General features: G+C 58.2%; 19 protein-coding genes. 11 read left to right on the top strand and 8 right to left on the bottom strand.

Going from position 1 to position 20,746, the window contains the following annotated elements:
* The first annotated feature begins 50 nt into the window (after positions 1–50).
* Positions 51–1,172: a sensor histidine kinase gene (locus tag OEU85_RS03825; protein ID WP_262690120.1), complete on the top strand. Its 1,122-nt coding sequence runs from the start codon at positions 51–53 to the stop codon at positions 1,170–1,172.
* A 49-nt stretch (positions 1,173–1,221) separates the two neighbouring features.
* Here OEU85_RS03825 and OEU85_RS03820 read toward each other — a convergent pair whose 3' ends face one another.
* A complete protein-coding gene (locus tag OEU85_RS03820) occupies positions 1,222–1,680 on the bottom strand; it encodes a group I truncated hemoglobin (protein ID WP_262690119.1) in 459 nt (152 codons plus the stop codon).
* A 3-nt stretch (positions 1,681–1,683) separates the two neighbouring features.
* Positions 1,684–2,571, bottom strand: a complete 888-nt coding sequence (locus OEU85_RS03815) for a DUF3034 family protein (RefSeq protein WP_262690118.1) — start codon at positions 2,569–2,571, stop codon at positions 1,684–1,686.
* Positions 2,572–2,718: 147 nt separating this feature from the next.
* On the opposite strand from OEU85_RS03815, the gene OEU85_RS03810 reads away from it, so the two are divergent.
* Together OEU85_RS03810 and OEU85_RS03805 are read left to right on the top strand one after the other, a co-directional pair.
* Positions 2,719–4,596 (top strand): PAS domain S-box protein, encoded by a 1,878-nt coding sequence (locus OEU85_RS03810; protein WP_262690117.1) that lies wholly within the window; start codon positions 2,719–2,721, stop codon positions 4,594–4,596.
* A 1-nt stretch (position 4,597) separates the two neighbouring features.
* The gene (locus OEU85_RS03805; RefSeq protein WP_262690116.1) at positions 4,598–5,032 is read left to right on the top strand and encodes a response regulator; all 435 of its coding nucleotides are present in this window, start codon (positions 4,598–4,600) and stop codon (positions 5,030–5,032) included.
* An 11-nt stretch (positions 5,033–5,043) separates the two neighbouring features.
* Here OEU85_RS03805 and OEU85_RS03800 read toward each other — a convergent pair whose 3' ends face one another.
* Positions 5,044–6,153, bottom strand: coding sequence for a hybrid sensor histidine kinase/response regulator (locus OEU85_RS03800; RefSeq protein ID WP_262690115.1), 1,110 nt, complete (start codon positions 6,151–6,153; stop codon positions 5,044–5,046).
* A 402-nt stretch (positions 6,154–6,555) separates the two neighbouring features.
* On the opposite strand from OEU85_RS03800, the gene OEU85_RS03795 reads away from it, so the two are divergent.
* Positions 6,556–7,755 carry an acyl-CoA dehydrogenase family protein gene (locus OEU85_RS03795; RefSeq protein ID WP_262690114.1) on the top strand — a complete coding sequence of 400 codons (1,200 nt, stop codon included), beginning with the start codon at positions 6,556–6,558 and terminating at the stop codon, positions 7,753–7,755.
* Positions 7,756–7,771: 16 nt separating this feature from the next.
* Positions 7,772–8,887 (top strand): acyl-CoA dehydrogenase family protein, encoded by a 1,116-nt coding sequence (locus OEU85_RS03790; RefSeq protein ID WP_262690113.1) that lies wholly within the window; start codon positions 7,772–7,774, stop codon positions 8,885–8,887.
* Between the two features lie 104 nt (positions 8,888–8,991).
* On the opposite strand, the gene OEU85_RS03785 is transcribed toward OEU85_RS03790, so the two are convergent.
* Positions 8,992–9,699, bottom strand: a complete 708-nt coding sequence (locus OEU85_RS03785; RefSeq protein ID WP_262690112.1) for an energy transducer TonB — start codon at positions 9,697–9,699, stop codon at positions 8,992–8,994.
* A gap of 230 nt (positions 9,700–9,929) precedes the next feature.
* On the opposite strand from OEU85_RS03785, the gene OEU85_RS03780 reads away from it, so the two are divergent.
* Positions 9,930–10,340, top strand: coding sequence for a response regulator (locus tag OEU85_RS03780; protein WP_262690111.1), 411 nt, complete (start codon positions 9,930–9,932; stop codon positions 10,338–10,340).
* Positions 10,341–10,407: 67 nt separating this feature from the next.
* Here the strand turns inward: OEU85_RS03780 and OEU85_RS03775 are convergent, their stop codons facing one another.
* Together OEU85_RS03775 and OEU85_RS03770 are read right to left on the bottom strand one after the other, a co-directional pair.
* Positions 10,408–10,896 (bottom strand): Hsp20 family protein, encoded by a 489-nt coding sequence (locus tag OEU85_RS03775; RefSeq protein ID WP_262690110.1) that lies wholly within the window; start codon positions 10,894–10,896, stop codon positions 10,408–10,410.
* A gap of 122 nt (positions 10,897–11,018) precedes the next feature.
* Positions 11,019–11,915, bottom strand: coding sequence for a LysR family transcriptional regulator (locus tag OEU85_RS03770; protein ID WP_262690109.1), 897 nt, complete (start codon positions 11,913–11,915; stop codon positions 11,019–11,021).
* Between the two features lie 130 nt (positions 11,916–12,045).
* Between OEU85_RS03770 and OEU85_RS03765 the strand changes: the two genes are divergently transcribed.
* Together OEU85_RS03765 and OEU85_RS03760 are read left to right on the top strand one after the other, a co-directional pair.
* Positions 12,046–13,017 carry a peptidyl-alpha-hydroxyglycine alpha-amidating lyase family protein gene (locus tag OEU85_RS03765; RefSeq protein ID WP_262690108.1) on the top strand — a complete coding sequence of 324 codons (972 nt, stop codon included), beginning with the start codon at positions 12,046–12,048 and terminating at the stop codon, positions 13,015–13,017.
* A gap of 2 nt (positions 13,018–13,019) precedes the next feature.
* A complete protein-coding gene (locus tag OEU85_RS03760) occupies positions 13,020–13,916 on the top strand; it encodes a DMT family transporter (protein ID WP_262690107.1) in 897 nt (298 codons plus the stop codon).
* A 172-nt stretch (positions 13,917–14,088) separates the two neighbouring features.
* Here the strand turns inward: OEU85_RS03760 and OEU85_RS03755 are convergent, their stop codons facing one another.
* Positions 14,089–16,191, bottom strand: coding sequence for a TonB-dependent receptor domain-containing protein (locus OEU85_RS03755; protein ID WP_262690106.1), 2,103 nt, complete (start codon positions 16,189–16,191; stop codon positions 14,089–14,091).
* Positions 16,192–16,482: 291 nt separating this feature from the next.
* Here OEU85_RS03755 and OEU85_RS03750 point away from each other — a divergent pair, with 291 nt between their 5' ends.
* The 3 genes from OEU85_RS03750 (at position 16,483) to OEU85_RS03740 (ending at position 19,880) form a co-directional block, all read left to right on the top strand.
* Entirely contained in the window at positions 16,483–18,390 is a 1,908-nt protein-coding gene (locus OEU85_RS03750) for a hypothetical protein (protein WP_262690105.1), read from the top strand.
* Positions 18,391–18,454: 64 nt separating this feature from the next.
* Positions 18,455–19,480: a DMT family transporter gene (locus tag OEU85_RS03745; protein ID WP_262690104.1), complete on the top strand. Its 1,026-nt coding sequence runs from the start codon at positions 18,455–18,457 to the stop codon at positions 19,478–19,480.
* 7 nt (positions 19,481–19,487) lie between these two features.
* Complete coding sequence (locus OEU85_RS03740) at positions 19,488–19,880, top strand: YdiL family protein (RefSeq protein ID WP_262690103.1); 393 nt, start codon at positions 19,488–19,490, stop codon at positions 19,878–19,880.
* A 15-nt stretch (positions 19,881–19,895) separates the two neighbouring features.
* Here the strand turns inward: OEU85_RS03740 and OEU85_RS03735 are convergent, their stop codons facing one another.
* Positions 19,896–20,693 (bottom strand): hypothetical protein, encoded by a 798-nt coding sequence (locus tag OEU85_RS03735; protein WP_262690102.1) that lies wholly within the window; start codon positions 20,691–20,693, stop codon positions 19,896–19,898.
* Positions 20,694–20,746 lie beyond the last annotated feature (53 nt).

Raw genomic sequence — 20,746 nt, 5'->3', positions numbered from 1 at the left:
CCAAATTTGTGCATAGTCGAGTCCCGGGGGTTTGAAAAGGCGGGGAAACTATGTTTTCTAATTTATGGCACCCTACGCTGCTGCTGTTTCTGGGGACGGCTAGTCTGCCCGTCCTTCTTTATCGCAGGCGCAAGACCTTTGCCTTCATTGATAGTGGTTACCGCGCCATTTTCTGGGGTGCTGCCACGGTCGCCTTTGCGGCCTTTATCGATTATGCTGAAGAACTGCCCTGGGGGCAGGCGTCGCTGGCTTTCCTCATGGGTCGCCCCCGGCTTGAGGGCGAATGGCTGCCGTTCATCTATTTTCCGGGTATTGTGCTGGCGGGGGCCGGGATTGTTCAGTGGTTGCCCGCGGTTCACACGGTGGCGCTTGAAGTCAGGCGCCGTGAGGCTGCCGAAGACGAACTGAAGGGGCTTGTCGCCGAGATGCGGAACCTTGCGGTCCGGGCGGAAGAAGCCAGCCGGTCAAAGGCTGAATTTCTGGCGACCATGGGGCACGAACTGAGGACTCCGCTGAACGCCGTGATCGGCTTTACCGAGATGCTGCAGCAGGACCCAAAGTGCACACCGGAGAAATATCAGGAATATCTGGATATTGTGGCCAACAGCGGCAGGCACCTGCTGAGTGTCATCAACGATATTCTTGATATGTCGCGGCTGGAAGCCGGTAAAATGCTGGCGGAACCGACCCTGTTTGACCTTGACGAAGTGGTGGATGAATGTATCGCCTTTCATCGCCGCACCATTGACAACAAGGAAATCAATATACGGCTGGCGTGCGAGGTGGGGGAGGTTTGCTCAGACAGGCGCATGACCAAGCAGGTGGTGCTGAATATCCTCTCGAACGCGATCAAATTCACGCCGCGGTGTGGCGAAGTTGGTATTTCCGCGTCCTTGAGGGGCGGCGGTTTTGCCCTGATGATCAGCGACAGTGGTGTCGGCATGACCGAAAAAGAACTGGCGCAGGCGATGAAGCCGTTTGTGCAGGTGGATACCCGCATGGCCCGGCTTTATGACGGCACAGGGCTTGGCTTACCAATTGTGGAGAAATTCTGCGCCCTGCTGGGCGGGCGGATGGAGATTGACTCCGTGAAATGGCAGGGCACCAAAGTCACCATTGAACTGCCGCGCCTGACAGGAAAGGAAAAAACCGCCCTGGCGGAGGCGGTTTGATCTTGTTTCCTGTTTTGTCTGCCGGGTCTGCCGGGCCTCTCGGGTTGGTCTAGCGCTCGACAATATCCTTTTTCATCGGTGCAAGCAGCGCCAGAAGCCGGTTCTGGGTGTGGAAGGGGATGTCCTCCTCATCCATGGCCTGTTGCAACTGTTCGACAAGCGCGTTGAACTCCCGTTCGGTAATGCCCAGTTTGATGTGGGACTTTTTCATGTTCACGCCCTTGTATGCGCACGGGCCGCCTGAAAGCTCGCAGAACTGGTCGACCAGCAGTTTTGTCAGCCGGTCTTTCTTGGTTTGCTTGAACTGGTGCGCGGTGCGCGGGTCGGTAAACGTCAGGTCCACAAGGCGCGCGGTGAAACGTTCGATCTTCTCAAGGCCGCCGAGGTCTTCATACAGGCTGTCGGCGAACGCCGGGGTCGTCAGTGTTGCCGTGGCCATCAAGGTCGCGGTGGTCATCAGCGTCAGGATCTTCAGCGATGTCAGCATAAGGGTTTTGAGGAATGTCATGGTTTAGAACCCCACTTGAAGGGAAAGATAAAGCCCTTGCTGGCGACCCTGCAGAGCGATGTCGCCAAGGTCGACAGCGGCGGCGGTCAACGTGACATGCTTGCCGGGCAGCCAGGCAACATAAGCCGCCATGGCGTCATCTTCTTCAGCGAAGGCCAGATTGTCGGGCTTGGTGCGATAGTCGAAGCCAAGGGCAAAAGCGCGCGACAGCAGATACACCGCCGAACCTTCAAACTGCACACTGTGATTGCCGCCATTGGGCCCGCCGAAACCAAGCAGGCCAAACTGGTTGGCGCGCGTCAGCCGCGCGGTGCCGGAAAGCACAAGGCTTTTGTCCAGAAGGATCTTGCTGGCGGCGAGGTAATAGTCAAAGTCGTCATCGTCGTCGGCACCCACGGCGCGCACGATGGCCCCTTCGCTGGCGTGCTTGTACTGCATGCCAACCGAAACCTGCGGCATCCAGCTGTCCTGCGCGTAGACCGCATCACCAAACAAGCGCACCTTGGCGCCCACAATGTCCTGGTTGAAGTTGAAACCCTGACCAAGGCCAAGGCGGGCGCCAGCGTCGCCGGTGTCAAACCATTGTTTGGTGAAGGAAAGTTCCACCCGGTCAAACAGGCCAACGGTCACGCCGGTTGCGTTGAGGGTGAAATCATCCAGTGTGACATAGGTGTGGTGGGCGCTGGCGCCAACTTGCCGGTTGGTGCCATAGCCCGAGATCATCGCCCATGTTGAAAGGCCGGCACCGCCCGCGCCCTCAACCTGCACAACGCCAGGCGTAGCAAGGATTTTGCCGCTGCCGAAAAGGTCTTCGTTCGCCTGGGCTGACGGTGTTGAGATACCAAAAAAAAGCAGCGCACTTATCAGCGCGCTGTGGGGAATTTGCGTCATGGAGGGGCCCCTTCAGTCCATTTGCATGTTGCGCGAAAAGCTTAAACAAGGGATAGTTAATATATTGTATACGTTGCGGATTTTGATCTGGGCCGGTTGGGTTTTCGTATGAGGGAACCGTCCGGTTTTGATTGGGGAAGTATATATATGTCGCTTATTGAGAACCTGTTTTCGAACGACTTCATGCCGCATGGGTACTGTTATATGTGGGCGCCTGAAGTCCTTTGGACCCATGTGCTTTCCGATGCGCTGATCGCCATCTCTTATTTCAGTATTCCATTGAGTTTGGTGGCGTTCATCAAGAAGCGCAACGACATCAAGTTTTCCAACGTCTTTTACCTGTTTTCGGCGTTCATCTTCCTGTGTGGCGTTACCCATATCTTCAACATTATCACCGTATGGCACGGGACATATGGCCTGTCGGGCATCGCCAAGCTGGCGACCGCGATCGTGTCGTTTTTTACAGCTGTTGCTGTATGGCGGCTTATCCCCGTGGCTGTTGCCATCCCGTCCCAGCGCCAGTTGGAACGCATTGTTGAAGAACGAACCCGCGAACTTGAGCAAAAAAGCAGCCGGCTTGAGCTGGTGCTTGGTAAAATATCCCCCGCCGTAATCGGGGTGGATGGCTTTGGGCGTATCAAGCTGGCCAACTCTGCCGCGACGGAGCTTTTTGGTTACTCCAGTGAGGAGCTTTTGGAAAAGCCGGTCGAGATACTGGTGCCGGAAGCCTCGCGCGAGCGACACCCAAGCCACCGTGCCATGTTTTATGCCGACATGAAATCACGCCCGATGGGGCAGGGGCGGGAGTTATATGGCCAGCGCAAGGACGGGCAGCTTTTCCCGGTCGAAATCGGGCTGACCACGGTTGACGACGACCCGGACCTTGTGGTGATTGCCACGGTGGTTGACGTGTCTGAGCGGATGCGCGTGGCAAGCGAACATCGCCGCATGATCGCAACCATCGAAGCGGTGGACGACGCCATCTTCAGCCTTGACATGATGGGCACCATCCAGAACTGGACACCGGGGGCTGAAAGCATGTTCGGGCATGGGGTGGAAAAGGCGGTGGGCTGGCCGGCCTCGCTGATTTTAGGCGAGGAAGAAGGCAAGAACGGGCTTTCGGATGTTCTGGAGAAAGTTGAAAGCGGGCGTTCGGTGCGGAATTTTGAAACACGCTATGCCCATGCCGACGGGCACGAAATTGATGTGTCCATGGCCTTCTCACCGATCAAGAATACCCGCGGTATCGTGACCGGGGCGGCTGTGGTGGCCCAGGACATTACCGCCGCCAAAAAACTGACGCAGGAGCAGCAGCAACTGAACGAGAAGCTTGCGCGGTCAAACGAGGCCCTGGACCAGTTTGTCTATATCGCGGCCCACGATCTCAAGGAACCGCTGCGCGGCATCCATAACCTCGCGTCGATCCTGATGGAGGATTGCCTTGATGTGCTGGATGAGGAGTATCAGGAAGACCTGAAGAACGTGGCAAGCCTGACGGTGAGGATGGAAAGCCTGATCGAGGACCTGCGGGAATATTCCCGGATCGAGCGGCGGCTTGAAAAGGCCGAGATGTCAACGCCCCGACAGGCCATTGATAATGTCCAGGCCGATTTGAAGACATTCCTTGGCGAACGGGGCGGCAAGGTGGTGGTGAGTGATAACCTGCCGTCGGTGCGCCTGTCGTCTGCCTGCCTGACGACCATCTTCAGTAATCTCATTACCAACGGGATCAAATATAACGAATCGGCAGATAAAATTGTGGAGATCACTGGAGAAACCCACGCCGATTTTGTAGAATTCCGGGTAAAGGACAATGGTATCGGGATCGAGCCTGAGTACAAGGAACGGGTGTTTGACATGTTCCGCCGTCTTCACGGTGCTGGCGATTATGGTGGCGGCACGGGGGCCGGTCTTGCTATTGTAAAACGGGTGATCGAACATCATGATGGATCGATCGTCTTCGAAAGTGTCAAGGGTGGCGGCACGGTGTTTCTCATTACACTGCCGACCCCACGGGAGGATTAAAGTGACAGAGCAGAATGACGGGCTGATCTTGCTTGTTGAGGATAGTCCGGCAGATGTCCGGGTTACCAGACGCGCGTTCAGGAAAGCGGGGGTTGATAACCCGGTGGAACACTGCGCCGATGGCCGGCGGGCAATCAACTATCTGCTTCTGAGCAAGCGGCCCGACGGCGCGACGCGGCCTTCTCTGGTGCTTCTGGACCTGAACCTGCCGGGAGTTGACGGGCGCGAGGTGTTGCGCACCATCAAGCATAGCGAAGCGTTTCGCACGATCCCGGTGGTGATCCTCAGCACATCCGACGATGAGCGGGACGTGCAGGACTGTTATGAGCTTGGTGCCAACAGCTACCTGAAAAAGCCGCATGACCTTGATGGCTTTGTCGCCGCGATGCAGTCCCTGTCGGAATTCTGGTTCAAGACAGCGGAACTGCCAGCATAACCGGCGGATTTTTATGCCGCGCCGGTGTTTTCCTCCTGGGTAAGGTTTTTGGGTAGCGAGAATTTGAACTCGCTGCCACCTTCCTCGCGGCTCTCGCACCAGATATCGCCGTGATGCAGGTCCATGATTTTGGTGCAAATCGCGAGGCCAAGCCCCGACCCTTCCACGTTTTCATTGAACAGCCGGTGCAGCGGGACAAAAATGTCCTCGCGGAACTTCTCCGGCACGCCAACGCCATTGTCGGCCACGGTGATGACCCAGTGGTCGTCATTTTCTTCGGCTGAAATTTCGATGCATGGCAGCGCGGCGCTACGGTATTTGAGGGCATTGCCGATCAGGTTCTGGAACAGTTGCACCAGCTCGGTTGGATATATTTCAAGCGTGGGCAGGGGGCCGACGGTGATTTTGGCGCCCGCCTCCCGGATGGCTTTGTCCAGCACATTGATGGCCGTGTCGACCGTGTCGTTCAGGTCGATATGCTCCGCGTTGTCAGCCGACGTGCCGGTGCGGGCATAATGTAGGAGATCCGTGACCAGTTGCTTCATATAAAGGGCGGAGGTCATGGCGTTTTCAATATAGGTCGGCAGGCGGTCCAGTTGTTTCTTCTCCAGCCCCTGCTGTGCAAGCGTCAGGAAGCCGATAACCCCCGAAAGCGGGTTTGCCAGGTCATGCGCCGCGCTTGAGGCGAAATTTTCCATCACCACACGCTGGTGTTCCAGGGTGCGTTTCGCCCGCGAGTGCTCAATCGCCCGGTCAAGCGCGGAGCTCAGGCGGCGTCCGTCTATCTGCTTTTTGGAGAGATACTCGAAGGCACCAAGCTTGATTGCCTGGGCCGCGATTTTTTCATTGCCTTCGCCGGTGATCATGACAATGCCGGTTGTGCCGTTGCCGGGTGTGTTGTTCATGCCCTCCATCAGGGAAAGGCCATCGGAATCCGGCAGGCTATAGTCCAGCAACACGCAGTCGTAATGCTTGCGCATAAGCATCTTCCGCGCACTTGCGACGGTGTCAGCGGTATCGACATGATAGGGGCTGCCACAACGCTTGAGCTCTCGCGTAATGAAACGACGATCCGCCCGGCTGTCATCGACCAGTAGGACATCCCTTAACCGTGTTGGCATAACATCTACCTCGGCTTTTGGTTGAGTGCTGCCAGTTCCGAGTTGGTTGGCGTGCACAAGTAATTAATAACTAAAAATCGTACGAAAATCCAGTTTATTTGACTGGGTATTAATATACTAAGTATTTAAATATAAAAATTTACATATATTTATTTAATTGTATGAATTCTTTGCGGGTTTTGGTTAAAAAAATGTTAATGGCAATATGTGTTTTGCTCAAGCTGTAGTTGTGGTTCGTCTTTTTTCTGGGTAGGTTGAGCATAATGCTGGCGATATGCAAAAGGGGCTGGCCGGGGCGGCATATGTATTGGGCTGGGCAACAATTGTCGCACCGCCTTGAAGCCCGGCATTGTCGGTCTACTTCTAGGCTTGAACAAGGCTAACAACAGTTGGATGGGTAAAATGCGTCTTGACTATACTGATGAGGACAAGGCCTTCCGTGAGGAAGTGCGGTCATTTCTGGCGGAAAAGCTGCCGTCTCATATTTCCAAAGCCGTAAAGGCGGGCCGCATGCCTGCGCGCGAGGATTATATCACCTGGCAGCGCATCCTTAATGAGAAGGGCTGGGCGGTACACAGCTGGCCAAAGGAACACGGCGGCTCCGGCTTTACGCCGTTCCAGAAGCATATCTTTGAAGAAGAATGCGTCAAAGCGGGCGCGCCCGAGTTGCCGCCCTTTGGCCTGAACATGCTGGGGCCCGTGCTGATCGCCTTTGGGTCAGAAGAACAGAAGGCGCATTACCTGCCGCGTATCCTCAATTGTGACGATTGGTGGTGTCAGGGCTATTCAGAGCCAGGCGCGGGCTCGGACCTTGCCAGCCTCAAGACCAAAGCGGTGCGCGACGGGGACCATTATATCGTCAACGGCCAGAAAACATGGACCACTATGGGCCAGTATGCCGACTGGATCTTCTGCCTTGTGCGCACTTCAAGCGCGGGCAAACCACAGGAAGGCATCAGCTTTCTGCTGATTGATATGGATACCCCCGGCGTTGAAATGCGCCCGATTATCACGATCGAGGGTGGCCATGAGGTCAATGAGGTCTTCTTCCAGGACGTCAAGGTGCCGGTGGAAAATCTGGTGGGTGAAGAGAACAAGGGCTGGACCTACGCCAAATATCTGCTGCAGCACGAACGGGTGGGCATCGCCGGGGTCGCGGCGGCCAAGGAAGGCCTCAAGAAGCTGAAGCGTATCGCGGCCGAGACCGACGCGGGTGACGGCAGCACGCTGATCGAAGACCCGGCGTTTGCCACGCGTATCGCCAATGTGGAACTGGACCTGATGGCCATGGAGCTGACAAACCTGCGGGTGCTGGCGCAGGCACAGGCGGGCGGTGCGCCGGGGGCGGAAAGCTCCATGCTCAAGATCAAGGGGTCGGTTATCCGTCAGGAAATCAGCGACCTGCTGCGCCGTGCGGTGGGGCCGTACGCCCTGCCGTTCATGCCAGAGCTTGAGTTGCCCGGCGCCAACGAGGAACCGATCGGCCCGGATGGTGCCAACGCCTTCGCCGGTCATTATTTCAACCGCCGGAAATATTCCATCTATGGCGGCTCGAACGAGATTCAGCGCAATATCATCTCCAAGATGATCCTCGGACTTTAAGGGAAGGGCGAAGAACATGGATTTTAACCTGAGCGAAGATCACAGCCTTCTCAAGGACATGGTTGCGCGCTTTGTGCGCCAGAAATACGACTTTGAAACCCGCGACAAGATCATCAAGTCCGACACCGGCTATTCGCCCGAGATATGGGGCGAGCTGGCGGAGCTGGGCCTTGTGGCGGCGGTATTGCCGGAACGTGTCGGCGGCCTTGGCGGCACCGGCATCGACATCATGGTGGTGATGGAAGAGCTTGGCCGTGGCATCGTGGTGGAGCCATTCCTCGCGACCGCCGTGCTGGGCGCTGGCCTTTTGGCGGAAGAGAGTGCCACAGGCCGGGGCCCCGCACTGCTGGATGATGTTGTGGCGGGCGGGCATTTGCTGGCGCTGGCGCACTATGAACCCGGCGCACGCTATAATGCCGATGTGGTGAACGCCGCGCTGACGGCAGACGGCGATGGCTATAGCCTTGCGGGCGCCAAGTCCGTTGTTATCAGCGGCGCGCAGGCCGACACGGTTATTGTCTCCGCCAAGGGGCCAAATGGCCTGGCGCTTGCGCTGGTGCCGAAAGGCGCGGGCGGCATGTCGGTAAGGGCCTTCAAGACCCATGACGGCTTCGCGGCGGCAGAACTGTCGTTTGACGGTGTCGCTGTTGCGAAGGACGATATCCTGCTGGAAGGCAAGGCGGCGGAGGATGCGCTGGGCCGGGCTATTGCCCGTGGTACCTTTGCGCTGTGTGCCGAAAGTCTTGGCGCGATGGAAAGCGCGCGGGATGCCACGCTTGAATACCTGCGCACCCGCACACAGTTTGGTGTGCCGATCGGCAAGTTCCAGGCGCTGCAACACCGCATGGTGGATATGTGCCTTGAGATAGAGCAGGCCCGGTCCATCGTATTGCTGGCGGCAAGCAAGCTTGAAAGCGACGAGCGGGAGAAACACCTGTCCGCCGCCAAGGCGCTGACAGGCCGCATTGGCCGCATGGTGGCCGAAGAGGCGGTGCAGATGCATGGTGGTATCGGGGTGACGTGGGAGCTGACGCTTGCGCATGTGGCCAAGCGACTGGTGATGATCGACCATTATTTTGGCGATACCGACCATCACCTCAAGCGCTTCCAGAAGCTGTCAAACGCCGCATAACGCATAACGCGGTATCAGAATCCAAAAGCCCGGCGGTTTCCCGTCGGGCTTTTCTCGTTTGTCGTGACCGGCCTTTATTGTGCCTTGCGGTCGTGCTTCGGGTATTATCCGCGCCGGTTATGGTCCAGGCGGTAGTTAAGCGGAATGGTCAGTGCAATGCTCTCCTTGCCCTCTGGCAGCGGTGGGAAGCTGATGCGCCGCATCAGGTCAATTGCCTCATCATCCAGAATATCGCTGCCGGAAGATTGCATGACCTGTTGCGCGGTTATTGTACCGTCGCCGGCAACATTGACACGCACCTTGACGGTGCCTTCAATGCCTTCGTCGATCAGTTGTGTCGGATAGCCCTGATTGCGCGCGAGGGTGCGCTGTACGGCACGCTGCCAGTCTTTCCAGTTATCGGTCGCGGCATCCACCTCAACGGCAGCGTCCATCGCTGTCATGGTTTCGTCCATCTGGAAGCGCAGCGGGATCTTGAAGATGTAGGTGTCCTTGCCGTCAGGCAGGGTGGGCAGCGGGTTGATACGCCCGAGAAGGCTCAAGACCTCTGCATCCAGTATTTCGTGGCCGGATGAACGGTTGATGGCAAAGCCGATGATCGAACCGGTTTTCGCAACAGTCACCTGCACCTTGACGGTGCCTTCCAGCTTCTGGTCTACCGCCTGGCGCGGGTAACGCTGTTTCGCGGCAAACTGGTCATAGACCTTTTCACCCCAGCTTTGGAAATCATCATCGGCGGCAAGCGTCGGTACGCTGGCCAGCACGGTCATCGCAGTCATGGCAATAAATGCTTTGGTGCGGCCAAGGATCATTCGCCCTCTCCTTCATGTAACAAAGCATAATCGGAACAAAGATGAACTAGATAGCTCGGGGCCCTTCCCCAACCGAGACCCTATAGAACAATCGTTTAAAACACATTAATACGACAGCGTGAAAGCGGGTAGCAAAAAAACATGCGCTTTCTGGATATTGCAACTTTGGCTATCCCCTTGTAGCGTGCTACCTGCACACAAGAATCTTGTGACGGGGAACAAGCGCGAAGATGAAGAATAACACTTTTTTTTCCGGCAAAAGAGCGCTGGTGGTTGACGATCAGGAACTGATCCGCAACATGCTGAACAAGCTTCTGACCCAGCTTGGTTTTGCTGAGGTGACGGAAGCGACGGATGGCTCAAACGCCTTGCGTGTGCTGGACCGAAGCGGTTTCGACATCATCATCTGCGACATCAATATGGAACCGATGGGCGGGATCGATTTTGTCGCGATGCTCCGCAAGGGTGCCAATATCCGTTTTGATGCCAAACGTGCCCGCACGCCTGTGCTTTTCCTCACTGGCAGCACCGATAAAGATCACATCCTCAGCGCCAAGGGGCTTGGTGTGAAAGACTATTTGCTCAAGCCGATCAACGCTGTGGCGCTGAAAGCCCGGCTGACAAAAATCCTCACGTCATAGCGGCTGGTCAAGCGAAGGCTTGCCGGAAGCCGGCAAGCCCCGAGGTTTGTGGTCACGCTTCACTGTATCAGGCAGCTTTGGCGCTTTTGTCTGACAGCAGCTTTTTTGCCTTGCCCAGTAGGCTGCCGGGTGCGCTTTCGCGAATCTCGATCCGGCGGGGTTTCTGGTCTTCCGGCACCTCGCGCAGCAGATCAATGGTCAGAAGCCCGTTCGAAAGATTGGCGCCGCTGACGCTGACATGGTCCGCCAGTTGGAACACGCGGCGGAAATCCCGCGTGGCAATGCCGCGATGCAGAAAGCTGGCTTCATTGTCACGGGTATTTTTTGAGCCGCTGACAACAAGTTCGCGGTCCTGTTGCTCAACCGTCAGTTCGTCTTCCGAAAAACCCGCAATGCTCAACGTGAGGCGGTACCTGTCGTCATCCGCCTGCATGATGTCATAGGGCGGGTAGCCGCTGTCGTGGTCTGCCGCTTTCATCGCGGTATCCAGCAGGCCGGCCATCCGGTCAAACCCGATGGTGGATCGGAAAAGGGGGGAAAAATCGTATCTGGTCATAGCTTACATCCTCCTTTGAGCAATGTTCACTTCAACGTTACTATGATATCGGCCCTTTCAGGCGCCGATATCGCATATTTAGGGAGCGATTTTCCTGCTTCAAGAGGGGTGCGGTTAAAAATTTAATCTTTTAAAAGCAGTGTGTTAGATTTATTTTCCTGTAAAAATCCAACTAATGCCTGCCCGGCGACCGATAGCGGCATGTCCTTGCGCCAGCAGGCGTTCAGGCTGAAGTGATAGCCCTTGTTTTCCGTGATCGGCAGCGCTTTGATATGGTCACCCGCAGGTTTCGCCGCCTCCATCAGAAGACCGACGGCGGTGCCGTCTTCTATGGCGGCGGTGAGGGGCCCCATGGCGTCGCTCTCCAGCACGATATTGGCGCTTTTGCTGTGGCGGCGGGCTTCCTTCAGCAGCCGGGCATGCAGCGTATAGCTGCGCGGCAGGGTGGCGACCGGAAGGTCGAGAAGGTCGCTCCAGCTGATGGTGTCACGCGCGGCGGCCGGGTGGTCCGCGCGCAGGCATACGGCAACCTGATTGCTAAACACCGGCACCTGTTCAAAGCCTGCGTCCAGTTCGTGCATGGCAAAGCCGATCTCCACCTCGCCCAGTTTCAGGGCGCTTTCAACCGCGGGTCCACCCATCTGCAACAGGGAGATTTTCACCCCTGGATGCTGGCCCAGGAAGCGGCTGATGGGACGGGCGAGCACATGGTTCGCGATCATGCCGGTGGCGGCCAGCGGCAGGTCCGCCACTTCGAGGGACGCCAGCGCGCGCATTTCACTTTTTGCCTTCTCGGCCTGTGCGAGAAGGGCGCGGGCATGGGCATAAAGCCGGTAGCCCTCGCGCGTGGGTTCAAGCGTGCGCCCGGTCCGGCTGAACAGGCTGACCCCCAGCGCTGCTTCAAGCTGTTTGACGGCGACGGTCAGTGCCGGCTGGCTGACATGCAGGCCGTCTGCGGCGCGGCGCATGCCGCCTTCATCAATAATCGCCGCAAAATAGCGCAGTTGTTTCAGGTCCATTCTGCCATTCCAAATGATAAATTTTATTCATCATACATATAAAAATACGATATTTGAATAATCAATCGTGCTGAGCAATCTTCTGCGCATGAAGGGGCCTCAAGGCCAGCGAAACAGAAGGATAAGCGAGATGAAGTTTAAACACCTGATCGGCATGGCGGGGGTCTTCACCCTGACTGGTCTGGCGGCGGTCACGTCCATCGGCAGTGCGGCGGACCATACCTGGGCAGTGGACACCAGTTGGCAGGCGAAAGCGCCGGGGCTTGAAATGCCGGAAGGCTGGTTCCTCGTCGAGGTGCCGGGTGTGTTGCAAAGCACGGGCAATGGCGGCAAGCCGGGCGCCATTTATGTGCTGAACCGGGGGGAGCATGCGCTGCTCAAATTCAAGCCGACCGGCAAGTTTGACCGCGAGATTGGCCACGGCCTGTTCAAAAGCCCGCACGGCCTGCGCGAGGACGCCGACGGCAATATCTGGACAACGGACGTGGGCAACCATCTGGTGCTGCAGTTCACGCCGGGCGGGGAATTGCTGCGCGTCTATGGCCGAAGGGACTACGCCAGCCCCGGCTGGTTCGACCGCGACTATAATTACACCTTTTTCGATAAGCCGAGCGACGTGGCGTTTGACGCGGGCGGCAATCTCTATGTGGCCGACGGCGGCAACTTTCGCATCGTGAAATTCGACCCTGACGGCAATATGATCAAGTCATTCGGCGAGAAAGGCGAGGGCGAGGGCCAGTTCAACTTCCCGCACTCTGTCGTCGTCAAGGGTGACACGCTCTATGTCGGGGACCGCGAAAATCAGCGTATCCAGCTTTTTGACCTTGATGGGAAGTTCAGGGAAGTCTGGTCAGGGGTCGGTTACCCCTACGGGCTTGAGGCGCTGCCGGATGGCGGCTTCCTGATGACGGACGCACGGGCGGAAAAACTGGTCCGGCTGGATGAGAACGGCAAGGTCTTGTCAAAAACCGGCGCGCCCGGCAAGGCACTTGGGCAATATGTTTCGTTGCACGGCGTTGCGGCCCGCCCGGATGGCGGGGTGCTGGTCAGCGATATCTTCAACTGGCGCGTCACCGCGCTTGCGCCCGCCGGGAAGCGCTAGGCATGACGGACACCCGCTTGCGCGCGGGGGGGAACAATAACTTTCGCGGGGTGGCCTACATGGCCACCTACGCTCTTTTCCAGTCCCTGATCTGGGTGGTGGTGCGTGTGCTTTCTGACCGCTACACGCCGGAACTTCTGGTATTTTACCGCAACGCCTTTGGTCTGCTGGTCATTCTGCCGCTTCTCGCCACACGGGGGCGGTCGCTTTTTCACACGGCGCGTCCGTGGCTACACGGTGTGCGGGGGCTGGTGGCTTGTGTGGGGGTCTACAGTCTTTTTTACGCGCTGGCGAATGCGCCGCTGGCCACGGTGGTGGCCATCACCTATCTGGCGCCGCTTTTCTCCAGCGTTATCGCAGTTGCCTTTATGGGGGAGCGAGCCAACGCCTTGCGACTGGCGGCGCTTGTCATAGGGTTTGCGGGCATGGTGATGGTTGCACAGCCGTCCTTGGCGGAGGGTGCTTTTTTTGGCGTGACGGCGGCGCTTTTGGGCGCGGTGATGACAGCGGCGGCCTTTGTTGCCGTCAAGGTGCTCTCGCGCACGGAGGACATGGCAACCATGGTGGCGTCACAATTTGTGCTGTTGGTGCCGGTCAGCCTCTGGCTCGCGCTGGACCACTGGGTCTGGCCAAGCCCGGCCGATTTTGCCCTCATGGCTTTCATGGGGCTTGGCTTCACCATTGCACAAAGCGCCATGGCGCGCGCATTCGCCAGTGCCGACGCGACCGTGGTGCTGCCGGTGGATTTCCTGCGGCTTCTGGTGGCAACAGTGGCGGGTGTGGTGCTGTTTGGCGAGGTGCCGGACATCCTTGTGTGGCTGGGTGGCGCGCTGATTTTGGCCGCGGCTGTGATGGCCGGTTTCCGGCTGCGCAGCGGCGTGCCGGTCAACAATCTGTGATGAAACGCCGCACCCCCTTAAAACCGCCACAGTCCATGCTTATCTCTTGATCATGCCGGGGTACCCATTCCTCCCCCTGAACACCCCGGTCATAGCCCGTGCGTCACCCCCTTGGCGCACGGGCTCTTCCTTTCAAGTGAGCCGCACACGGGCTTTCAAGTGAAATGTGTGGCTAGAACTGGCCGCTGACAACAAAACGCACGCCGGTGTCGCGGGTGCGCTCCGACAGTTCGGTGCCAATGCTGGCGCCGCCGCGGGTCGGGTCATACAGTTCTCGCAGCCGGTCAAAGTCGCCGCCAAACACATCATAAAGGATCAGGCTTGTTTTCACGCCGAAAAATTCGGTCGTTTCAATGAAGGCGCCATAGCGGTTGTTGCCGCGAAAATCTTCATGTTCATTGATATAATAGCCGTGCCAATGATAGGCGGAATTATATTCAAGGCCCCAGGCCCAGTTGGTGTCCGGGATGTCATGGCGGAAGTCGATATAAACCTCGGACGGTGTGAAGTCATGCAGGTACCGGGTCTGCCCGGTGAGCGGGTCTTCAAACGCTGAATCCTTCAAGTAAACGTCAATCTCCAGCAGGCCGCCTTCAAGCGCAAAATCAAGCGGCAGGTTGGCGTTGGCATTCATGCCCCAGCGCTTTGCACTGCCGGCGTTTGCCAGCCCCTGGCCACCGGACGGCAGGATGGTCTGTTCCAGCACGTCGTCCTTCCATTCGTAAAAAACGGTGGTGGAGATCGCGCCGCGCTCGCCAAAGGTATAGTCAAGCTTGGCTTGAAGGCGGTCTGTGCGGTCCGGTTTCAGGTTGGGGTTGCCGACAAACTGCCGGTCGTCCACTGCGTCCGCCGATGCCGCGAAGTCGGAAAAGTCAAGCTGCCCGACAGAACGTTCGGCCTTCACACTGACCTGCACATGATCGCTCACTGTATAATTGAGGCCCGCGGAAGGCTTGAGGAAAGTGAACGTCTGTTCCGTGCCGCCCCGGGTGGAGATGCGGGACACCTCAGCCTTGGCGCCCACGTCGGCGGTCAGCTTGGTGCTGGCCTGCCATACAAGGTTGCCAAAGGTTTCCGCGCGCAGTTCTGCCACGCGTACGGTGCTGGCGGGCATGTCCTCGGTGGTCATGCCGCTGCCGTCCACAATCAGGATCGCGAGCGTGCTGTCGAGACGGTTATAAGCCCCTTCCACGCCAAATTCGGGCCTGAGGGTGCCTTGGGTCAAGCCATAGGTCGTGCGCAGGATGGTCTCGGTGGATTTTTCCTTGCTGGTGATGTCACCTACTTCGGTCGCGTTGCGGAGCGGGGCTTCGCTGAGAAAATTGTCGGTGTTGGTCTCATCCTCGAAGGTGCCGAGCGCGATCAGACGCCATTTCCAGCCGGACGCATAGGTGCGTGACCAGTCAGCCCCCAGTTCGCCGCCATATTCTTCTTCGTCATGGTCGTTGAAGAAACGGTCCTGGGCCCGGGTGTCCAGCCCGCTGGTACCGTACCCCAAGCGGCTGGTGTCGCCGTGCCAGGCAAAATATTTCATCCGGCCGTTGAGTTGCAGGCGCCCACCAAAGGCGTCGCGGCCCGCGTCAAAGGACAGCGCGCCAAAGCGTTCTTCTTCCTGCCGGTCTTCGGTCATCTTGTTCAGAAGCGTGCCATCGGCATCCACGCGGCTGATCACCGCGTCCCGGTCGGTGGACTTGATGAAGGTATCCAGCTGGAATGAGGCGTCCCAGCCCATCAGCTTGGTGGCGAAGGTGGCGTCCAGCATGGGCAGGATCTTGTTGTTGCCCACCCGGCGGGTTTCCACGGTCCAGGTGCCGCTGCTTTTGTTCTTGTAGCGGATAACATTCGCAACCACCGTTTGCCCGGCGGCTTCGCCCGCGGCCATGGCACCGCGCTGCAGTTCAATGCGCATGACCTGCGCCGCGGGAATACGCCTCAGCGCTTCGGTCAGCCCGCCGGACTTCGACGTAGGGCGCGCGCTGTCTATCAGTACATTGCCCGCCGTGCCGCCAAAGCCCCGCGCCTCGGATCCCGTACTGTAGACAAAGCCGGGCAGGCGCTGGATCATGTCATAGGCGTTCTGGGGGGCATAGGGTTCGAAGAAGTCAGCGGTATAGCTTTCCTGTGCGGTCCCGACATCTGGCAGGGTGTCAATCACCGGTGCCGGCTCGGTGACTGCGCCGTCGTCGCCGTTTGCGCTGTTTGCGCTGTCCGCAATTGCCCCATTGCCGATCAGTGCAAGTGCACTGACAGCTGTCAGCAGGCCTTTCATTCCCATAAATCACCCCTTGGTACGCCCCGCCCGCCGGTACGGGCATTATTCACTGCATGGTTGGCGCAATCCGGCTTCACCTTCCCTGTAGGCTTTAAAGCCGGGACAACCATTTATCTACTACATGTGTAGTAAGGGTCTAAACCAAGGTCAACCCGTTTTTTGCGGTGAAGTGATGCTTCAGTGCGACGAACGGATATTTGGTGCCGCACGGGGCCGCTTTTGTAACATGCGGTTTTGAAAAAGACGGTTCTTTGCTAGAAAGAAACAAGCGGACAATATCTGTCTGGAGGTTTGGTGAAAAGTTGGCGATTTTTAACTCTGCTGGTGCTGCTGGGTATGATGGCAGTGCCGCCCCTTGCACAGCGTGCCGCTGCGGCAAGTGTTGAGGCGGCACGTGCTGCGTTCATGCAGCTTGATGTCGTGGCCGCGCGCGCCGCGATGGAGCAGATCGTGGCCGACGGTGGGACACGTTTGCCAGACCGGGCCGCTGCCGCCACCTTCCTTGCTGATATTGCCCTTCACATTGATAAAGACCCCGCCGCCGCACAGGGTTGGATTGAGAAGGCGGCCACCTATGGGGCCGCAAAGGCAGATGTCGGCACCCTTCAGGCGCGTCGGCTTATCCTCTCTGGCGAGCCAAGGAAGGCTGTGCCACTGGCATTGGCCGCGACCGAAAACGCGGTCGATGAAAAGACAAAACATCGGACCACGCTTCTGTATGCCGAAAGCATGATCAAGGCCTATGATGCGCCCACGGCCCGGTTGGCACGCCGGGCGCTGGCCATCAATGCCCAACTGCTGCGAGAGCATCTTGAAGAGAACCCCCGGTCACAGGAAACCGCAACCATGCTGCTGGATTTTTCGGTCCGGCTTGGGGACGGGGATATCATCCTTTACGCCATCAGGTCACTTGTCCCCGGCGTTGAAGACGGCACGGGCGACGTGCCGGCGGCCTATGCTGCGCTGGCGGCGGATATTTCAGGCTGGCTTGGCTCAACGATTGAAACAGACCGCAGGCGTCGCATTGTGCTGGCGTTGGCGCGGCTGCGCCTGGCCCGCGCCGGGGCCTATATCGCGCGCGTCCATCCTGGCCGTGGCAAAAAAGCCTTCCTTGCAGAACCTGATGTTAGCCGTGTGCTGGCCTATGCCGATTTCCTTGATGGGCTTGAAGATGTGCTGACGGCCGCTTACCGGGCCCGCGCCCGTGGGGTGGTTGCACCTTCCATTGCGGTGGGCTTTGATAGACTTGGCGCTGCCTTTGTTGCCACTGTTCCCGCCGCGGCAAAATCCGGCACTTATGACAGGGCCACCTTCGCGGACTATCTCAGACGTGAATTTGGCACCCGCCTTCACTGGACCAAAGACAACCGGGATCTTCTTCTCGGGCATGTGGTGGGACGCGAGGAAAACGAGGTCAGCGCTTACGGCATCACGGCGGCGGTGGAAACCGAGCATGTCAGTTTCATGGTGGCGAAAGGCTATGAGGCATTTGTGCTGGGCGACGCCATTGGCGCGTCTCAGGGCTGGGCGGATGGTGACACGGTGATTAAAACAGCGGGCACCAGTGAGGGCAGCTATACCGGCGAAGCACTTTGGCAGCGCTGCGGCGCCCCGGTGGATGAAGTGAAGCGGGCCTATGAACTGCGTGACATGTCGCAGGGTGACGTGGCGCTGGCCGAGGCCAACCCGATAACCTTTCTGCCCGCGCTGCGCGCCCGCCTGGAATGGCAGGCGTGCCGGGGGCTTATGCATATGCTCAGGCAATCCGGCCTTGAAGGCGACCAGCTTGAACGCAGTTTTATTGGCGAAGCGGACTATGCCATCACACAAGGCAATATTGAGGGGTATCAGACCCGCCGCGCGGTTGATCAGGCACGGCTTGGTGACGCCTGGAACCAGCGTCCGGCGGCAGAGCATGAGTTCCATGCGTTGCTTGCGCAGGTGATCACGTCACCGCGCCCGCGCTTTGCGCTGGCGGAAAGTATCGTAGTGCCGGGGCTGGGGGGCGAAACAGCCGCCGGGCAGGCGCGGGGGCGCCTGCTGAAAGGATTGACCGACTGGATGCGCGCGCACGCGGCTCAGGTGGTTGCCCTTGATACCGCCCGCCCGCTTCTGGTGCAGCTGGATCATCTGAGTGACCGGCAGATCCACGCCGCGTGCCGGGAGATGGACCCGCTTGCAAAAGCAGAAACCGCACAATAGCACGGTTTCAGGCCGGTCGAATTTGACAGCAAGAAACAGGGTGCCGGGCCTGGAAAGTCAAGCTATGGTAAGCGCTTATCGCGCCGGTAGCGGGCGCCCGGAATTTGATCAGGAAGACCATATGACCACCACCCCCGCATCCCCCGCCCAGATGGGTGTCAAACAATGGCTTATGCTTGCCGTGCTGTCGGTCGTGTGGGGGGCGTCCTTCTTCTCGATCGAGATTGCGGTGACCGAATTGCCGCCCATGACGATCGTCACCGTGCGCGTGGGGCTGGCCGCCCTTGTGCTTTTGACCTACATGAAAATGACGGGCATCAGCCTGCCTTTCACCGGCAGGGCCGACTGGCGTGTTGTGTTGCTGGCGCTTGTGTTGATGGGGTTCTTCAACAATATCGTGCCGTCCGTGCTGATTGTCTGGGGGCAGACGCATATCACCTCGAGCCTTGCATCGATCCTCAATGCCACCATGCCGCTTTTCACTGTGTTTATGGCGCATTTTTTCACCAGTGATGAAAAGCTGACGTCGGGGCGGCTTGTGGGGGTGCTGGTCGGTTTCACGGGCGTGGTGTTCATCGTTGGCCCCTATGCGCTTGAAGGCCTGTTGAGCGGTGTTGCAGGGCAGGCGGCCGTGCTTGGGGCCGCGTTTTCCTATGCCATCGCTGTGGTGATTGGCCGACGGTTTGTCCGCCTTGGCCTCAAGCCGGTACAAATGGCGTTTGGGCAGGCCGCCGCCGCCACGCTGATGATTGGGCCCGCCGCATTGATGATTGACCAGCCGTATCTGATGCCAGCGCCGTCATGGCAGGTTGTGGCCGCGTTGATATCATTGGCAACCATCTCAACCGCCTTTGCCTATCTGCTTTATTTTCGCCTGATCGCGGAGGCGGGTGCCACCAATGCGTCGCTTGTCACCCTGATGATACCAGTGGTGGCGTCGACGCTTGGGGTTGGTTTTCTGGGTGAGGTGTTTGAACCCACACATGGTGTTGGCCTTGCGCTCATCGGTGTTGGCTTGCTGCTGATTGACGGGCGGCTGACAAAGCGCCGCAAAGTGCGCGCGGCTGCGGTGCCGCCGCAGGGGAGGTGAAGCAAAGATGCACCCGGCCGAGTTTAAAACACTGACAGAAAGCGTTGGGCTGGACCTCAAGGATGTTTCGATGATGAGCCTTGTGCCGGAAGCCACGCTCAAAAGCTGGCTTCTGGGGCCGGAAGCCATCCCGGACGGGGTGGCCGGGCTGATGCGCGACATTGACCGGGAGGTGGAGAGGCGCCTGCACCGGGCGGCTGAAAAAGTGGCGGAACGTGAGACGGTGACCCTGGTCCGTTTCAAAAATCCCCTCGATTTCAAGAAGGCGGGCCCAGACATGGCACCGATCCCTGTCATGCTGGCGTATAAATGCCATGGCGCGTTGATTACGCGGCTCTATGGTTTGCTGAAAAGAGAAGGGAAAGCTGTGGCTGTCCGCTTCTGGCAACCGCCCGTATGACAGCGTCAGCTGTGCTCAATCCGGCGTTATATAGTCTTCGGGGATCAACTCCTGGTCACGCAGGAAGGTGGCGAGCCGGCCATTTTTTTTCAACGCCGTCAGCCGTTCTGTTACCCGGCTGAGGAAAAGCTCATTCTCAGGCGTATTGTGGCACACCACCCCGATGCCTGAGCCTGCGATCACAAGGTCCGGATCATAGGGCGCGGTTTCAACGCCAAGGCTGTCGAAGACAAATTTCACATCGGGCATGGCGGCGGTTATCAGGTCTACCCTGCCGGAGAGCAGCATCTCGGCCTTGTCCACCTCATCGGCGACAGCAATAAAAAGGGCCGTGGTGCCCTTTAGAGCATATGGAATGCGTGAGCCCATCGCATAGGCCACACGCTTGCCGTTGATGTCTTCAAAACGCGTAGGGGCGGGGCTGCCGTGCGGGGCAAAAATATGGATCTTGTTTGTCAGGATACTGGGGCTGCCGATAAAACTGCTGTTTGCCTGGATATCGCCGGTTGCGGTGAGATACTCGGTGGAGCTGGGGTAAAGGCAGGATTCCAGTTGCTCAAAAAAATGCCGTTTGGCCCGGCGATAGGGCAGGATCTCATAGTTGACCGCGCCAATCTCGGGCGCGAATATCAGTTGCGCCAGGTCATTGTAAAAGCCGGTGCCGTCTGACTTGAGCGTCAGCCCCCAGTCGGTCGCAAAAACATGGTATGGTGCTTTGGGGCCATCATTCGTTGGCTGGGGTTCTGCACCCGCTGCTTGCGCCAGCAACAGGGTTGTTGCGGTCACAAGGGCGGTTAATAGGTGGTGCGCCATAGGCGTCTCCGGCTGCTGCTTACCCTGATTATACACATTTTTAGCCGCAGCCA

This window comes from Kordiimonas aestuarii, assembly GCF_025574465.1.
Taxonomy (GTDB): domain Bacteria; phylum Pseudomonadota; class Alphaproteobacteria; order Sphingomonadales; family Kordiimonadaceae; genus Kordiimonas; species Kordiimonas aestuarii.
The sequence above is the reverse complement of the archived record's forward strand: the minus strand, read 5'-3'. Positions and strand labels throughout refer to the sequence as shown.

What these genes read in the sequence shown, in the direction of transcription:
- OEU85_RS03785 (WP_262690112.1), bottom strand. Translation starts at nt 9,699, where the DNA reads ATGATCCTTGGCCGCACCAAAGCATTTATTGCCATGACTGCGATGACC.
- OEU85_RS03810 (WP_262690117.1), top strand. Translation starts at nt 2,719, where the DNA reads ATGTCGCTTATTGAGAACCTGTTTTCGAACGACTTCATGCCGCATGGG.
- OEU85_RS03775 (WP_262690110.1), bottom strand. Translation starts at nt 10,896, where the DNA reads ATGACCAGATACGATTTTTCCCCCCTTTTCCGATCCACCATCGGGTTT.
- OEU85_RS03765 (WP_262690108.1), top strand. Translation starts at nt 12,046, where the DNA reads ATGAAGTTTAAACACCTGATCGGCATGGCGGGGGTCTTCACCCTGACT.
- OEU85_RS03755 (WP_262690106.1), bottom strand. Translation starts at nt 16,191, where the DNA reads ATGGGAATGAAAGGCCTGCTGACAGCTGTCAGTGCACTTGCACTGATC.
- OEU85_RS03770 (WP_262690109.1), bottom strand. Translation starts at nt 11,915, where the DNA reads ATGGACCTGAAACAACTGCGCTATTTTGCGGCGATTATTGATGAAGGC.
- OEU85_RS03740 (WP_262690103.1), top strand. Translation starts at nt 19,488, where the DNA reads ATGCACCCGGCCGAGTTTAAAACACTGACAGAAAGCGTTGGGCTGGAC.
- OEU85_RS03825 (WP_262690120.1), top strand. Translation starts at nt 51, where the DNA reads ATGTTTTCTAATTTATGGCACCCTACGCTGCTGCTGTTTCTGGGGACG.
- OEU85_RS03820 (WP_262690119.1), bottom strand. Translation starts at nt 1,680, where the DNA reads ATGACATTCCTCAAAACCCTTATGCTGACATCGCTGAAGATCCTGACG.
- OEU85_RS03735 (WP_262690102.1), bottom strand. Translation starts at nt 20,693, where the DNA reads ATGGCGCACCACCTATTAACCGCCCTTGTGACCGCAACAACCCTGTTG.
- OEU85_RS03760 (WP_262690107.1), top strand. Translation starts at nt 13,020, where the DNA reads ATGACGGACACCCGCTTGCGCGCGGGGGGGAACAATAACTTTCGCGGG.
- OEU85_RS03790 (WP_262690113.1), top strand. Translation starts at nt 7,772, where the DNA reads ATGGATTTTAACCTGAGCGAAGATCACAGCCTTCTCAAGGACATGGTT.
- OEU85_RS03815 (WP_262690118.1), bottom strand. Translation starts at nt 2,571, where the DNA reads ATGACGCAAATTCCCCACAGCGCGCTGATAAGTGCGCTGCTTTTTTTT.
- OEU85_RS03795 (WP_262690114.1), top strand. Translation starts at nt 6,556, where the DNA reads ATGCGTCTTGACTATACTGATGAGGACAAGGCCTTCCGTGAGGAAGTG.
- OEU85_RS03745 (WP_262690104.1), top strand. Translation starts at nt 18,455, where the DNA reads ATGGTAAGCGCTTATCGCGCCGGTAGCGGGCGCCCGGAATTTGATCAG.
- OEU85_RS03800 (WP_262690115.1), bottom strand. Translation starts at nt 6,153, where the DNA reads ATGCCAACACGGTTAAGGGATGTCCTACTGGTCGATGACAGCCGGGCG.
- OEU85_RS03780 (WP_262690111.1), top strand. Translation starts at nt 9,930, where the DNA reads ATGAAGAATAACACTTTTTTTTCCGGCAAAAGAGCGCTGGTGGTTGAC.